Below are 15,208 nucleotides of genomic sequence, written 5' to 3' on the forward strand. Positions count from 1 at the left end.
GGCGCAGGGCCTCGGCCACGCCACCAAGGACCTGTACGAGGCGGTGCGGCGCGGCGACTACCCGGAGTGGGAGCTGCTGGTCCAGTCTGTATATACGTACAAGTGGCACCGACCCGCCATGCTCGCCTCGCGGCAAGTGGTCCCTCTGAGGGACGAAGGTTGGGCCCGGGGGCTTGGATCGAGCCGGTGCCACGACAAGGCTAACAAACCACCCTGGCAAGTGACTCCCCCCGCGCGGGTTGACCTGAAATCGGCTGTGCCCGGCTTCCCCGGCCAGGCCCCCGACCGGCCCGGTCAGTCCCTCAGCAGATCCGGCACGCCCTGCGCGTCGGGGACGTCACGGGCGCCCGAGACCACCGTCAGCTGCTGGGTGGCCCGGGTCAGCGCCACGTAGAGCACGCGCAGCCCGGCCGGGGACTCGTCCGCGATCTCCGCGGGCGAGACGACCACCGTGGCGTCGTACTCCAGCCCCTTGGCCTCCAGCGAGCCCAGCGCCACCACCCGGTCGCCGAGACCGGAGAGCCAGCGGACGGCCTGGTCCCGCCGGTTCATGGCGACCACGACACCGATCGTGCCGTCCACCTGGTCGAGGAGACGGCTCGCTTCCGACCGCACGGTTCCGGCCAGATCGTCCGACCCCGCCGCGGACTCCACCGCCACGAAGCGCGGCTCCACGCCCGTGGAGCGGACCGCGCGCGGCGACTCCTTGCCGGGCATGGCGAGGGCGAGGACCTTGGCGGCCAGTTCGGCGATCTCGGCCGGGTTGCGGTAGTTCACGGTCAGCTCGAAGCGGCGGCGCGGCCTGCTCCCGAGCGCCTCGTCCCGGGCCTCGGCGGCCTCGTCCGGGGTCGACCAGGAGGACTGGGCCGGGTCGCCGACGACCGTCCAGGTGGCGTGCCGGCCGCGCCGGCCGACCATCCGCCACTGCATGGGGGTGAGGTCCTGCGCCTCGTCGACGATGACGTGCGCGTACTCGGTGCGCTCGGCCGCGAGCCGCTCCGCCCGCTCGCGCTGTGTCTCCTCCCGTACGGGCATCAGCTCCTCCAGCCCCGTCAGCTGGTCCAGCGGGTCGTACTCCCGCTTCCTGCGGGGCCGGGCGGGGGCTCCGAGGAGGGTGTGCAGCTCGTCGAGGAGCGCCACGTCGTGCACGGAGAGGGTGTTGCGACGCAGGGAGCGGGCCACGCGCCGGATCTCGCCCGGGTTGAGCACGCGCCGGGCCCAGCGTCCGAGGCGCTTCTCGTCGGCCATCGCGTCGAGGACCTGGCGGGGGGTGAGCTCGGGCCACCAGGCGTCGAGGAAGGAGAGGAAGGAGTCCTCGGTGGAGACGTCCTCGTCGAAGGAGGAGCGCAGCTCGGCCGCGAGCTCGGGGTCGCTGTGGCGGCCGGCGGCGCCGGACTTGGCGTACAGCGCGTCGAGCAGCAGGCGGCGGGCGCGGGGCCGCAGCAGGTTGACGGGTGCCGAGCCGCCGAGGACGTCGTGCCGGATCCGCCGGAGCTCGTCGGCCTCCAGCTCCAGGCGGCGGCCGAAGGCGACGACCCGCAGCCGCGTGGGCGTGGCGGCGGGGGCCGGGGCGTCCTCGTCCTCCCCCAGGGCGTGCTGGGCCTGGGCCTTGGGCGCCGGGGTCTCCAGGGCCCCGCGGGCGGCCTTGCGCAGGACGGCGAGCATCCGGGAGGAGCCCTTGACCCGGGCCACGGCCGGATCGTCGTAGGCGGTGGCCTCCACGCCGTCCACCAGGGAGCCGAGCGCCCGGATGGCGACCTGGCCCTCCTCGCCGAGCGAGGGCAGTACGCCCTCGGTGTACGAGACGAGCAGCGGGGTCGGGGAGACGATGAGGATGCCGCCCGCGTACCGGCGCCGGTCCTGGTAGAGCAGGTAGGCCGCCCGGTGCAGGGCGACCGCCGTCTTCCCGGTGCCCGGGCCGCCCTCGACGTACGTCACGGAGGCGGCGGGGGCGCGGATGACGAGGTCCTGCTCGGCCTGGATGCTGGCGACGATGTCGCGCATGGTGTGGCCGCGGGCCTGGCCAAGCGCGGCCATCAGGGCGCCGTCACCGATCACCGGCAGCTCGCGTCCGTCGAGGGTCGCCTTCAGCTCGGGGCGCATCAGGTCGTCCTCGACGCCGAGCACCTTGCGGCCCTTGGAGCGGATGACCCGGCGGCGCACCACCCGGCCGGGGTCGACCGGGGTGGAGCGGTAGAAGGGCGCGGCGGCGGGCGCGCGCCAGTCGATGACGAGCGGCGCGTAGTCGGAGTCGAGGACGCCGATCCGGCCGATGTGGAGGGTCTCGCCGATCTCGGCCGTGTTGTCGGGCCGTACGGCGTCCTCGGCGGGCTCGACGGAGGTGTACGCGCCGTCGGGGCCCTTCTTGCCGTCCTTGCCGTGCAGCAGGTCGATCCGGCCGAAGAGGAAGTCCTCGAACTCGTTGTTGAGCCGGTTGAGGTGGACGCCGGCCCGGAAGACCTGGGCGTCGCGCTCGGCGAGCGCGCCGGGCGTCCCGACCTGGCCGCGCTTCGCGGCGTCGTTCATCAGGAACTCCGCCTCGTGGATCTTCTCCTCGAGGCGGCGGTAGACCTGATCCAAGTGTTCCTGTTCGACGCCGATCTCGCGGTCCCGGACCGTGTCGACCACACCGACGGCTTCCTGCGCGGCCACCGAGGCCCCCTTCTGACGTGCACTGCCCCCGCCGTGGGGCAGCCGTCGAGCTTATGCCACGCGGGGGCCCCGTGTCAGGCGTCGACCTCCACGAGACGGGCGCCGTCGAACGTACGGACCTCGAACCGGTCGATGTCGTCCCGGTCCATGGCGGCTCCGCCGTGCACGTAGAGCGGGTTCTTCGCCGCGTCGGTGGCGGCTCCCGGGATGCCGTACCCCCACTTCGGCACGGCCCAGGAGGTGACGACCTCCTCCTCGCCGCTGGTGGAGACGGCGACGAGCCGGCACTTCAGCGGGCCCTTGACGTTCTTGAGCTCCAGGACGGTGTGGGTGCCCCAGCCCTTGCGCTCCAGGCCGACGGCGGCGCTGACCTCGGTGGTCGGGTCGGTGGCCTGGATCTTCTCCTCCATGTGGTGGAAGAAGGCGTCCTCGGCGGGGCTGGTCGGGTGGGGGTCGGCCACGGCGCGGTCGCCCTTCCCGCCGCCGGAGGTGGCGACGACGGCGACCGCGGGCCCGCCGACGATCAGTACGGCGGCCGCGGCGACGAGGTAGCGGGTACGGCGGCGGGTACGGGCCCGCCGGGCGGCCACCTCGTCGACGAGCCGGTCGAGGACTTCCGGTCCGGGGGCCGGGGCGGCCGCGAGCGGCGGACGGGGGCCGCGGGCCGGGGGCGCGGGCGGGCGGGGCGCGAAGGCGTCGAAGGCGTCGTCGGCGTAGGGGTCGACGGCGTGGGGGCCGGAGGCTCGGGGGTCGACGGCGTGGGGGCCGGCGGCGGGCGTTCCGGGCGGCGCGGGGGGTGCCTCGGCCAGGAGGGCGAGCATCGGCTCCAGGCCGGCGAACTCCTCCACATGCGCGACACACACATCGCACCGCGTGAGGTGTGCTTCGAACGCGGCGGTGTCAGCCGCGTCGAGGATGCCGAGCACGTAGGCACCCGCCGCATCGTGTGGCGACGTCATACCGTTACCCCCCTCTCCTCCAACGCGAGCTTCATCGAACGCAGTGCGTAGAACACGCGTGACCGGACGGTGCCGGCCGGTATGCCGAGTGTCTCGGCCGCCTCGTTGACCGTACGCCCCTTGAAGTAGGTCTCGACCAACACTTCCCGGTGGGCGGGGGTCAAATCGTCGAGTGCGTCGGAGAGCGTCATCAGCCACAGCGCTTTGTCGATCTCGTCCTCCGCGGGCAGGACCTCGAGCGGTGACGGATCGACCTCCTGCGGCCGGGCCTGCCGGCTTCGGTGGCCGTCGATGACGATGCGCCGGGCGACCGTCACCAGCCAGGGTCGGACAGAGCCGGTCGCCCGATTGAGCTGACCGGCGTTCTTCCAGGCACGGATGAGCGTCTCCTGTACGACGTCCTCGGCGCGCTGGCGGTCGCCGGCGACGAGGCGCAGTACGTAGGCGAGCAGGGGCCCGGCGTGTTCGCGGTAGAGGGCGCGCATCAACTCCTCGTCGGGGGCGGCGCGTCGGAAGCGGGTCACCTCGCTGCGATGCCGGGCCCGATGCGGACGGTCATCGGCCACGGCCGCATCCTCGCGCACCTGTACCTCCCCGGTCGAGACCTTGTTGTCGTCGATGGGTACGGGGTGGAGGCGGATCGCACTCAACGCCGGGGAAAGTTTTTTCCGGGCGGGTCACCCGGCGGCCTTCCGGGCGCGTGGTGAGGTGCGCCTTCGGGGGAGTTACGCGGCGACCTTCCGGCGGCGGTGGCGGGCGACGCGCTCGCGGTTGCCGCACAGTTCGCTGGAGCACCAGCGGCGGCGGCGCCCGCGGGAGGTGTCGAGGTAGCAGCGGCGGCAGTTCTCGCCCTCGCACTGGCGCAGCAGGGCGCGGGCGGCCGGGTCGGTGAGCAGCTCGACGGCGTCCCGGGCGATGGCGGCGAGCAGCGCCGGGCATTCGGGCTCGTCGCTCAACGCCCGTACGAGCAGGCCGGTTTCGGTGCGTACGGCGCGGGGTGCGGGCGGCGCGGAGGCGGCGGCGAGGGAGTTGAGCCGTTCCAGGGCGGGATCGGCGGCGGCCGGGCTCTCGCCTTCGAGCTGGGCGTGGACCAACGCGTCGACGCAGTCGCGTAGTTCGCGGAAGCGGAGGACCCAGAGCGGGTCGAGGGCGCGCAGCGGCATGGCGGCCGGGACGAGCCCGGTGGCGCGGAGGAAGCGGTCGAGCGTCTCGGTGCGGTCGAGCGGCTGGGCGGCCAGGTCCAGGCAGATCCGCCCGGAGTCGAACCGTACGGTCATGCCCCTGTCACCACCTCGCGGTCGGAAGCCGGTCGGGCGCCCGTCCAGAGTGCACCCGGCCGCCGTGCGCGACCAGTCCCCCGGCGGCGGGTTGTCGTGGAGGCGTGAGGGGACGGGGGACGCCCGCCCTCCCTACGGCAGAACGCGTCCGGCTACGACACCGCGTACACCGCGGCCGCCGAGAGGCTCGCCGGTCCGCTCGTCACCGGCGATGCCCGCCTGAGCCGCCGTCGGGCGGCCCACTGCGAGATCGAGGTCATCGGCTCAGTGAACCGGGGCGGCGACCCGCGTCTCTACCCGTCCGCGTACTTCGTGTCCGCCGCCGGGTCCACGGCCAGCCGGTAGCCGCGCTTGACCACCGTCTGGATCAGCTTGGGCGTGCCGAGCGCGGTCCGCAGCCGGGCCATCGCCGTCTCCACCGCGTGCTCGTCGCGGCCCGCGCCGGGCAGCGCGCGCAGCAGGTCGGCCCGCGAGACGACCCATCCCGGGCGCCGGGCCAGGGCGTTCAGCAGCGCCATCCCGGCCGGTGGGACCGGATGCAGGCCCCCGTCGACCAGGACCGCCTGGCCGCGGATCTCGATGCGGTGGCCGGCCACCGGGAGCGTACGGGCCCGCGCGGGCAGTTCCCGGCAGAGCAGCTGCACCAGCGGCCCGAGCCGGAAGCGTTCGGGCTGGAGCGTGTCGATGCCGTGCGCCTGCAGCGGCAGCGCCGTCACCGGCCCCACGCAGACCGCGAGCACGTCGTGCCGCAGCGCCGCCAGCAGCTCCGCCCGCACCCCCCGGTCCTCCGCACGCGTCAGCAGCGAGGCGGCGGCCGGCGCGCTGGTGAAGGTCACCGCGTCCAGGGTCCCGGCGAGCACGCCGTCGAGCAGCCGGTCCAGCGGGCCGATGTCCTCCGGCGGCATCCAGCGGTAGACGGGGACGCCGACGACCTCCGCGCCGCCCGCCTCCAGCGCCTCGACGAACCCCGGCAGCGGCTCACCGTGCAGCTGGAGCGCGATCCGCCGCCCCGACACCCCTTCGGCGAGCAGCCGGTCCAGGACCTCGGCCATGGACTCGGACGACGGCGACCACGACTCGGTGAGGCCGGCCGCCCGTACCGCGCCCTTGACCTTGGGGCCGCGGGCCAGGACCTCGACACCGCGCAGGCGGTCCAGGAGCTCCTCGCCGTACCCCCAGCCGTCCGCCGCCTCGACCCAGCCGCGGAAGCCGATCGCCGTCGTGGCGACGACGACGTCGGGGGCGTGATCGATGAGTTCCTTGGTGGCGGCGAGGAGTTCGGTGTCGTCGGCGAGTGGCACGATCCGCAGGGCGGGACCGTGGACGACTGCGGCGCCACGACGGCGGAGGAGCGCGCCCAGCTCGTCCGCGCGCCGCGCCGCCGTGACTCCTACGGTGAACCCCGCGAGGGGACCCTGCTCTTGCTCGTCCATGACGACCGAGCCTGACGGTCCTCCGTGACAGACTCGGTTCGCCCGTATTTCTTGGCCGTTACGGACCACTCCGATCACACCTCGGCGTATCCGGGCTGCGGCTTCCTCTCCTCGGCGGCCTCCGCGGTGTCCGGTACGGCGGCCGGCCGGCGAAGGTATACCGCCCAGGTCACGACGATGCAGGCCGCGTAGAAGACCAGGAAGGCGACGAAGGCCGAGGTGCCGGTGCCCGCGGTCTGGAAGGACTGCCGGAAGGCGAGGTTGATGCCGAGCCCGCCGATCGCCCCCACCGCGCCGATCAGGCCCATGGAGGCCCCGGAGAGCCTGCGGCCGTACGACTCGGCCGCCTCGCCCGACAGCCCCTTGCGGTGCCCCTGCGCGAGGAAGATCGCGGGGATCATCTTGTACGTGGAGCCGTTGCCGAGGCCGGAGAGGACGAACAGGCCGATGAAGCCGACGAGGAACACGGCGAGCGACTCGACGACCGAGGCGTAGATCACGACGGAGGTCGCGGCCGCCATTCCGGCGAAGTTCCACAGGGTGATGCGGGCGCCGCCGTGCTTGTCGGCGAGGGAGCCGCCGACGGGCCGGATCAGCGAGCCGAGCAGCGGACCGATGAAGGTGAGCGAGGCCGCCTGGAGCGGGGTGCGCCCGAACTGGGTCTGGAGGACCAGGCCGAAGGCGAAGCTGTAGCCGATGAAGGAGCCGAAGGTACCGATGTACAGGAACGCCATGATCCAGGTGTGGCCGGCCCTGACGGCCTCCTTGGCGGCGCCGGTGTCGTTCCTGACGGGCGCGAGGTTGTCCATGAAGAGCGCGGCGCAGACGGCGGCGATCAGGATCAGCGGGAGGTAGACGCCGAGGACGAGGCGCGGGTGCATGGCGCCCGCCGTGCCGATGACGAGCAGGCCGACGAGCTGGACGACCGGGACGCCGATGTTGCCGCCGCCGGCGTTGAGGCCGAGCGCCCAGCCCTTCTTCCGCAGCGGGAAGAAGGCGTTGATGTTGGTCATGGACGAGGCGAAGTTGCCGCCGCCGACGCCGGTGAGCGCGGCGACCAGGAGGAAGGTGTGGTACGAGGTGCCCGGCTCCATCACGGCGAAGGCGAAGCCCGTCGGCAGCAGGAGCAGCAGCGCGCTGAAGATGGTCCAGTTCCGGCCGCCGAACCGGGCCACGGCGAAGGTGTACGGGACCCGGATGAGCGCGCCGACGAAGGTGGCGGTCCCGATGAGGAAGAACTTCCCGGCCGGGTCGATGCCGTACTCCGGCCCCATGAAGAGGACCATCACGGACCACAGGCTCCAGATGGAGAAACCGATGTGCTCGGAGAGCACGGAGAAGAGCAGATTGCGCTTGGCGATCCGCTCTCCCTGTTCACGCCAGAAGGTCTCGTCCTCCGGCTCCCACCGTTCGATCCACCGGCCGCCCATCACGTACCTCCACGGTCTCGGGTCCCGAGCGCCCGGATGCTCCGGACCTCGTGGACCAGACGCTAGGGGGGCCGCGTTTCAGACCGGTGGCGGGAAGTGACGGGTACGGAACCTTGCTCTCACCCGGGGCCGGCCGGAGGTGTGAGTACGTCCCCGCCGTCCGGCTCCATCGGGCCCGCGCCACCCGGCCCCGGCCGGTGTCGCCCGGCCCGACCCTACGCGCCCGTGCCGGTCAGGCCGCCGGGACCCCCACCTCGTCCGCCGGCAGCCAGGAGCCCGCCGGGCGCTCCAGCCAGCCCTCCCGGCCGCCGATCTCCGCCGCGGCCGTGCGCAGCGCGTCGAGCCCCGGGTGCCTCAGCCCCTTGCGCCACACCAGACTCACCGGGGAGAGCGGCACGGGATCGACCAGGGGCCGCAGCACGCTCCCCGGCACCGGCGGAAAGTCGACCACCACGAGCGCGGGGGTGCCGAGCTTCGCCATGATCCGGCGGAACTCCTCGAACCCCACGGCCATCGGGGCGCGCGGCGCGACCGTGATGCCCCGCCCGGCGAAGAGCCGGGCGGCCAGGTCGGTCCACTCCGCCGTGCGGTCGTTGCCCGCGGCCGCGTAGACGCTCTCGCCCGCCAGCGCGGCCAGCGGCACGGCCGCCAGGCCGGCGAGCGGGTGCTCCTCGGGCAGCAGCACCGCCATCGACTCGTACCGTACGAACTGCGTGGCGAGCCCCGCCCGCGTGGCGGGGCCGAGCCCGCCGAACCGGCCGAAGGACACGTCGAGACCTCCGGCCAGGATCTGCGCCGCGGCCCCGGTCAGTCCGCTCTCGTAACGGGCCATCAGCTCCTGCTCGGGGGCGAGTTCGCGCGCCCGCTCCAGGACGCGGCCGTTCGCCAGGCCCGTGGTGTTGAGGTCGACGAGCAGCGGCCGGGTCTCCGCCCGGAAGGCGTCGCTGAGCGCGTCGCAGGCCGCCAGCACCCCGCGCGCGTACGGGAGGAGCCGCGCGCCGTCCGCGGTGAGCGTGACCTGCCGGGTGGTCCGTACGAACAGGTCGGCGCCCAACTCCCGCTCGAGCCGCCGGATGTCGCGGCTGAGCGCCTGCTGGGCGATGTAGAGCCGGGCGGCGGCGCGCGTGAAGTGCAGTTCGTCGGCGACGGCGGTGAAGGCGCGCAGGAGGCGCGGTTCGATGTCGTGCGCGTACGGGGAAGGGGCCACCCCGCATTTAACAACGCGAGCGCGTGAATGGCCACGGATCAGGTGTTGGACCGTCCCGGCGGCCGCCCCCGAGGCTGTTCGCATGCCGCACCACGACCTCACGCTCACCCCGGCGGGCCCGGCGTTCGCCCCGCGCTACCGCGACCGGCCGCCCCGCCGCCCCACGGCGGGGACCAACCCCTACCTCCGCCTCTTCGCCACCCCGGGCGCCCGCGCCTTCACGGCCGGCAATCTGATCGCCCGGCTCCCGATGGGCATGTTCAGCGTGAGCGCGGTGATCATGATCGCCGGGTCGTACGGTTCGTACGCGCTCGCCGGCGCCGTCACCGCCACGGGGCTGGCGGCCATGGCCCTGGTCGCGCCTTGGACGGCTCGGCTGGTGGACCGGTACGGGCAGGCGCGGATCGCCGTCCCGGCGGCCGCGCTGGCCTCGCTCGGCTCGCTCGCCCTGCTGCTGTGCGTGCACGCCGAGGCGCCGGCCTGGACGCTCTTCGTGGCGTACGCGGCGACCGCCACCACACCGAACACGGGAGGCATGTCCCGCGCCCGCTGGGCCCATCTCCACGCGGGCGACCCGACCGCCCTGCACACCGCGAACGCCTTCGAGCAGGCCGCGGACGAGCTGTGCTTCATGCTGGGCCCGGTGCTGGCCGCGCTCCTGTGCGCGGGGCTCTTCCCGGAGGCGGGCACGCTGGTCGGCGCGATCCTGCTGTTCACCGGTGTGCTGATCTTCGCGGCCCAGCGCTCCACGGAGCCCCCGGTCGCGCCGCGCGCCACCGCCTCGTCTCCCGGCGCCGTCTCCCCGCTGCGCGCGCCCGGCATGGCGCGGCTCCTCGGCGTCTTCCTGGCCACGGGCGCGGTCTTCGGGGCGATGGAGGTGGTCGCGCTGGCCCATGTGGACGGCCCGGCCGCCGGTCCCGTGCTCGCGCTGCAGGCGGCCGGCTCGTGCGCGGCGGGCCTGGTCTACGGCCGCACACGGCGCTCGGCCGGCCTCGGCACCTGTCTGGCCGCGATGACCGTCCTGATGACGCTGCCGCTGCTGGGCGCCTCGACCGGTTCGCTGCCGGCCCTGGCGGCCGGTCTGCTCGCGGCGGGCATGGCGACGGCCCCGACGATGGTCACGGGCATGGCTCTGGCCCAGCGCCTGACCCCGCCCGGCCGTTTGAACGAGGGCATGACCCTCGCGGTGACCGCCCTCCTCGGCGGCGTCGCGGCCGGCTCGGCGGTGGGCGGCTGGACGGCCGAGCACGCTCCGACGACGGCCCACGCTTTTCTGATCCCCCCGGCGGCGGCGGCCCTGGCGCTGGGCCTGGCCGCCGTCGCCCGTGACCGGGAAGGCTCGCCCATCGGCCGGACATGACGAAGGCCCCGCAGCCGAAGAGGCCGCGGGGCCTTTGCCCACATGGGATGAGTGGAGATGGCGGGAATCGAACCCGCGTCCAACGGTGCGGAAACAGGGCTTCTCCGTGTGCAGTCCGCTACGAGTTTCTCAGCCCCGGAGATCACGCGGACAAGTCTCCGACGGGCTCAGTCACTGTTTGATTTCCCTCAGGCCCCCGTGACCGGGGCTAGAGGTTTAGATCCCTAGATGACGCCAGGATCCGGGTCGGGACCATCCCCGGGCTGACGCTCCTCACAGAGGCTTCTACTCGTTACCTAAATTAGGCAGCGAGGGCGAAGCGGGAGTTATCGCTCTTGGAGTTGGCGATTATTGGTTGCGACATATGGTTTACGAGATCATTGCCGCTTCCTCGACACGCTTCCCCTGCTTCGACATCCGCTGTCGAAACCGATCATCCCCATGTTGATTTTTCAAAACGCGCACCCGCTGTGAGGTGCGGGGCCCATCGTACGTGAACAACAGGGACCGTCGCCAGCCTATTCCCACCGGCCCGGACGGACCGGCGCCCCTACGCGGACTGGGCCGCCCGCTGGCGCCGCTTCGCCGCCGCGATCGCGCGGCTCGTCTCCCGCGTGTCCTGCTTCTCCCGGAGCGTCTGCCGCTTGTCGTACTCCTTCTTGCCCTTCGCGAGCGCGATCTCGACCTTGACCCGGCCGTTCAGGAAGTACAGCGCGAGGGGCACGATCGTGTGACCCGTCTCCTGCGCCTTCGACTCCAGCTTGTCGATCTCGGCGCGGTGCAGAAGCAGCTTGCGCTTCCGCTTGGCCGAGTGGTTGGTCCAGCTGCCCTGCGTGTACTCGGGCACGTGGATGTTGTGCAGCCACGCCTCGTGGCCGTCGATCTGGACGAAGCCGTCGACGAGCGACGCCCGTCCCATGCGCAGCGACTTCACCTCGGTGCCCATGAGCACGACACCGCACTCGTAGGTGTCGATGATGTGGTAGTCGTGCCGCGCCTTCTTGTTCTGCGCGATGATCTTGCGCTCGGGGCCCTTCTCAGGGTCCTTCTTCTTGGCAGGCTTGCCCTGCACGTTCACGAGTCCCTTTGCCATAGTGCGGCCATTTTCGCACTACGACCCCCCTCCGAGGCCACTCAATACCGTCCTCGCCCGCTCCTCGGCCCCTTCGCTCACGGCCAGGTCCGGGATGATCCCGCGGCCGTCCACGCCGTGCCCGGCCGGCGTGCGGTAGTGGCCGACGGTCAGCTCGGCGACGGACCCGTCGGGCAGCGTGCTCGGCATCTGCACCGCGCCCTTGCCGAAGGTGCGCGAGCCGACGGTGACCGCCCGGCCCCGGTCCTTCAGCGCCCCGGTCAGCAGCTCGGCGGCGCTCATCGTGCCCCCGTCGATCAGCGCCACCACGGGCCGCTCGGTGTCCCCGCCCCTCTCGGCGTACACCGCGCGCTGCTCCCCGTCGACGTCGTACGTGGCGACAAGACCGCCGTCCAGGAAGGCGGAGGCGGCCACCGCGGCCTCGGCGACCAGACCGCCGGCGTTGCCGCGCAGGTCCAGCAGGATCCCGGCGCCCGGCCGGGCCCGCCGTACCGCGTCGCGTACCCGCTCCCCCGTGCCCTTGGTGAAGGCGGCCACCTTGATCAGCACGGTCCCGTCGCCCAGGCGCCGCACGGTGACGTCCTCGGTGGCGAGCCTGGCCCTGCGCAGGGTGGCGGTCCAGGCGGTGCGGCCGCGCTCCACGCCGAGGACGACGGCGGAGCCGGGGACGCCGTCACCGCGCAGCAGGGAGACGACCTCCGAGACGGAGAGCGAGCCGACGGATCGGCCGTCGAGCGTGACGAGGCGGTCGCCGGGCCGCAGCCCGGCCCGGGCGGCCGGCCCGCCGGCCCGTACCCGGCTGATCTCGACGCGCCCCTCCCCCGCCCTCCGGGCGGAGAGCCCGACGCCGGTGTACGAGCCGTCGAGGGCCTGCTCGAACTCGTCGTACTCCGCCGGGCCGTACACCGCGCCCCAGCGGTCACCGCTGCGGCTGACGAACTCCTCGGCGGCCTGCTTGCCCGACTTGCCGTCGGCCATCGCCTCGGCGGCGGCGCGGTTCAGGGCGCCGCGGTCGACGAGGGCGCGGCGCGAGGCCGGCTCGGTGTCCGCCGGCTCCTGCCGCGGCAGCGAGTCCGTGACGGCGGCGGCGGCGAGGACACCGGCGAAGACCAACGCGAGAACGGCCCCACGGAAGGCTCCGCGGGGCCGCGGACAGAACTCGGGGCCGACCGACATGCCGCCCACTCTAGGACAAGCGAAAGGCGCCGTACGGTCGTTGACCGCACGGCGCCCGGAGTACTCAGGCGGCTCTTCTCACACCCTGAGGTACTTGCGCAGCGCGATGAAGGCGGCCAGCGCGGGCATCAGCAGCCCGATGACCAGGACCAGGGGCAGCACCGACAACACGGCGTCCCAGCCGATGAAGTTGACGAGCTGCATCTTGTCGGCGAGCGCCAGGCCGTGGTCGATCAGGAAGTACCGCCCTGCGAGCAGCATCACGCTCGCGACCACACCGCCGAGGAGGCCGGCGAAGGCCGCCTCCATGATGAAGGGCATCTGGATGTAGAAGCTGGAGGCGCCGACGAGTCGCATGATGCCGGTCTCACGCCGTCGGCTGAAGGCGGAGACGCGCACGGTGTTGACGATCAGGATCAGCGCGATGACCAGCATCAGCGCCATCACGTAGATCGCCACGACGTTCATGCCGTTCATCAGGTCGAACAGGTTCTGCAGGATGTTGCGTTGGTCCTGTACGGACTCCACCCCGTCCCGCCCGGCGAAGGCGGTGGCGACCACCTTGTACTTCTCCGGGTCGTCCAGCTTCACCCGGAACGACTCCTGCATCTGGTCCGGCGTGATGACGGACGCGATGGCGGTGTCGCTGTACTGCTCCTTGTAGTGCTTGTACGCCTCGTCGGTCGATTCGTGGATGACCTTCTCGACGATGTCCATCTTCTTCAGATCGGCCTCGATCTGCTCCTTCTGCTGCGCGGTCACCGCGCCCTTGGCGCACTTGGGCGAGGTGGCCGCGTCGTTCTTGTTGCAGAGGAAGATGGAGACGTTGACCTTGTCGTACCAGTAGTCCTTCATCGTGCTGACCTGCTCGCGCATGAGCAGCGCGCCGCCGAACAGGGCGAGCGAGAGGGCCACGGAGACGATGACGGCGAACGTCATGGTGAGATTGCGCCGGAGACCGACGCCGATCTCGGAGAGCACGAACTGAGCGCGCATGGTGTCTGTTCCCCTACCTGCTCAGTGCTGGTATCCGTAGACGCCACGCGCCTGGTCGCGGACGAGACGGCCCTTTTCGAGCTCGATGACGCGCTTGCGCATCTGGTCGACGATGTTCTGGTCGTGGGTCGCCATGACGACGGTGGTCCCTGTCCTGTTGATGCGGTCGAGCAACTTCATGATGCCGACGGAGGTCTGCGGGTCGAGGTTGCCGGTGGGCTCGTCGGCGATCAGCAGCATCGGGCGGTTGACGAAGGCCCTCGCGATGGCGACGCGCTGCTGCTCACCACCCGAGAGCTCGCCCGGCATGCGGTCCTCCTTGCCGCCGAGACCGACGAGGTCGAGCACCTGGGGGACGGCCTTGCGGATCTCGCCGCGCGGCTTGCCGATGACCTCCTGGGCGAAGGCCACGTTCTCGGCGACGGTCTTGTTGGGCAGCAGGCGGAAGTCCTGGAAGACGGTCCCCAACTGGCGGCGCATGTGCGGCACCTTCCAGTTGGAGAGCCGGGCCAGATCCTTGCCGAGGACGTGCACCTGGCCGTGGCTGGCGCGCTCCTCGCGAAGGATCAGCCGGAGGAAAGTCGACTTTCCGGAGCCGGAGGAACCGACGAGGAAGACGAACTCCCCCTTCTCGATCTCCAGGGATACATCCCGGAGCGCGGGGCGGTTCTGCTTCGGATAGGACTTGGAGACGTTGTCGAATCGGATCACGGATGCACCACGGTCGGCCGGGAGTAGGTGAGCGCGACCTTACGCGAACGGGGATGGCCCGCGCAGTCGCGGTCCGAGCTTGTGCGCTTTATCCTTTTCGTCCTTCCGGGCGGAACGGGCTCGATCCGGCGGGGCGCGCCGAAACGCTCGCGAGCTGGCACAGTGGTAGGGGGAACGCACGGGTACCACCGGACGTTGACCACGGTGTGGACCCCTGTGCGGGAGGAGGAGAGCGCATGACCTATGACCGACTGGTGTGCGCCAATTGCGCGGCCCCCGTCGCGGAGGGCCGCTGCGCCGTCTGCCGCGCGAACCGGGAACGCCTGAAGGAAGAGGGCCCGCCGGGCGGGCTGTCACCGGCGATGCTGCTGACCCTGCTGATCGCTCTGGTGGCGGGAGTGGCCCTGCTCGCGGCGCTACAGACCGCGTAGTACGACCCGCGTAGGCACGATGCGGACCGCGTCAGCACGACGCACGCGAGCCGGACGACGACGGACATGGAGAAAGGGCCGGGGGTGAGCCCCCGGCCCTTCCTCATGCTCTACCGGTCCGCTCAGACGGCGGCACGGCCACCGGCGACGAGGCGCGGAAGCATCCGGAAACCGATGCCGCCGGCGATCATCGTGGCGGCACCGATGATCAGGAACGTGGTCTCGGCGGCGCCGGTCTCGGCCAGCTCCTCCTTGGCCTTGCCCTGCTCGACGGGCTGCGAGCCGGCGTTGTTGGTGTCGGGGTTGTTGTCGACACACTCGGCACCGTCGAGGTCGACGGTGCAGGTGCCGGCACCACCGTCGGTGGACGAACCGCCGTCGCTACCACCCGTGGTGTCCTCGCCCGGGTTGGCCGGGTCGGGGTTGGCCGGGTTCGGCTTGGTCGGGTCCGGGTTGGCCGGGTTCGGGTTGGCCGGGTTCGGT

Annotated in this window: 14 protein-coding genes and 1 other RNA gene; 2 read left to right on the forward strand and 13 right to left on the reverse strand. The window is 72.1% G+C overall.

Going from position 1 to position 15,208, the window contains the following annotated elements; all coding sequences use genetic code 11:
- Window positions 1-294: 294 nt before the first annotated feature.
- From ACWDX6_RS24590 to ACWDX6_RS24620, 7 genes are all read right to left on the reverse strand, one after another.
- Window positions 295-2,652 (reverse strand): HelD family protein, encoded by a 2,358-nt coding sequence (locus ACWDX6_RS24590; protein ID WP_451487051.1) that lies wholly within the window; start codon window positions 2,650-2,652, stop codon window positions 295-297.
- A gap of 74 nt (window positions 2,653-2,726) precedes the next feature.
- Window positions 2,727-3,611, reverse strand: coding sequence for a zf-HC2 domain-containing protein (locus tag ACWDX6_RS24595; protein ID WP_451487052.1), 885 nt, complete (start codon window positions 3,609-3,611; stop codon window positions 2,727-2,729).
- Window positions 3,608-4,195, reverse strand: a complete 588-nt coding sequence (locus ACWDX6_RS24600; RefSeq protein ID WP_451487084.1) for a sigma-70 family RNA polymerase sigma factor — start codon at window positions 4,193-4,195, stop codon at window positions 3,608-3,610. The genes ACWDX6_RS24595 and ACWDX6_RS24600 overlap by 4 nt, the downstream gene beginning before the upstream one ends.
- Window positions 4,196-4,336: 141 nt before the next feature.
- Window positions 4,337-4,888, reverse strand: a complete 552-nt coding sequence (locus ACWDX6_RS24605) for a CGNR zinc finger domain-containing protein (protein ID WP_451487053.1) — start codon at window positions 4,886-4,888, stop codon at window positions 4,337-4,339.
- Window positions 4,889-5,181: 293 nt separating this feature from the next.
- On the reverse strand, window positions 5,182-6,321 hold the full coding sequence (locus ACWDX6_RS24610) for a uroporphyrinogen-III synthase (RefSeq protein WP_451487054.1): 1,140 nt from the start codon (window positions 6,319-6,321) through the stop codon (window positions 5,182-5,184).
- Window positions 6,322-6,395: 74 nt separating this feature from the next.
- The gene (locus ACWDX6_RS24615) at window positions 6,396-7,751 is read right to left on the reverse strand and encodes a nitrate/nitrite transporter (RefSeq protein WP_451487055.1); all 1,356 of its coding nucleotides are present in this window, start codon (window positions 7,749-7,751) and stop codon (window positions 6,396-6,398) included.
- A 232-nt stretch (window positions 7,752-7,983) separates the two neighbouring features.
- Window positions 7,984-8,958: a LysR family transcriptional regulator gene (locus ACWDX6_RS24620; RefSeq protein WP_451487056.1), complete on the reverse strand. Its 975-nt coding sequence runs from the start codon at window positions 8,956-8,958 to the stop codon at window positions 7,984-7,986.
- 82 nt (window positions 8,959-9,040) lie between these two features.
- Between ACWDX6_RS24620 and ACWDX6_RS24625 the strand changes: the two genes are divergently transcribed.
- Window positions 9,041-10,318 carry an MFS transporter gene (locus ACWDX6_RS24625; protein WP_451487057.1) on the forward strand — a complete coding sequence of 426 codons (1,278 nt, stop codon included), beginning with the start codon at window positions 9,041-9,043 and terminating at the stop codon, window positions 10,316-10,318.
- A 49-nt stretch (window positions 10,319-10,367) separates the two neighbouring features.
- Here ACWDX6_RS24625 and ssrA read toward each other — a convergent pair.
- From ssrA to ftsE, 5 genes are all read right to left on the reverse strand, one after another.
- Window positions 10,368-10,759, reverse strand: a transfer-messenger RNA (tmRNA) gene (gene ssrA / locus ACWDX6_RS24630).
- 109 nt (window positions 10,760-10,868) lie between these two features.
- Window positions 10,869-11,411, reverse strand: a complete 543-nt coding sequence (gene smpB, locus ACWDX6_RS24635; RefSeq protein ID WP_451487058.1) for an SsrA-binding protein SmpB — start codon at window positions 11,409-11,411, stop codon at window positions 10,869-10,871.
- Between the two features lie 18 nt (window positions 11,412-11,429).
- Window positions 11,430-12,587, reverse strand: a complete 1,158-nt coding sequence (locus ACWDX6_RS24640; RefSeq protein ID WP_451487059.1) for a S41 family peptidase — start codon at window positions 12,585-12,587, stop codon at window positions 11,430-11,432.
- A 78-nt stretch (window positions 12,588-12,665) separates the two neighbouring features.
- A complete protein-coding gene (gene ftsX, locus ACWDX6_RS24645) occupies window positions 12,666-13,583 on the reverse strand; it encodes a permease-like cell division protein FtsX (RefSeq protein WP_451487060.1) in 918 nt (305 codons plus the stop codon).
- A 21-nt stretch (window positions 13,584-13,604) separates the two neighbouring features.
- A complete protein-coding gene (gene ftsE / locus ACWDX6_RS24650) occupies window positions 13,605-14,294 on the reverse strand; it encodes a cell division ATP-binding protein FtsE (RefSeq protein WP_345487862.1) in 690 nt (229 codons plus the stop codon).
- A 236-nt stretch (window positions 14,295-14,530) separates the two neighbouring features.
- Between ftsE and ACWDX6_RS24655 the strand changes: the two genes are divergently transcribed.
- Entirely contained in the window at window positions 14,531-14,725 is a 195-nt protein-coding gene (locus ACWDX6_RS24655) for a hypothetical protein (protein WP_451487061.1), read from the forward strand.
- Between the two features lie 122 nt (window positions 14,726-14,847).
- Here the strand turns inward: ACWDX6_RS24655 and ACWDX6_RS24660 are convergent.
- On the reverse strand, window positions 14,848-15,208 hold a 361-nt coding region (locus tag ACWDX6_RS24660; protein ID WP_451487062.1), incomplete at its 5' end, for an LPXTG cell wall anchor domain-containing protein.

This window comes from Streptomyces sp. NPDC003027 (assembly GCF_053591435.1).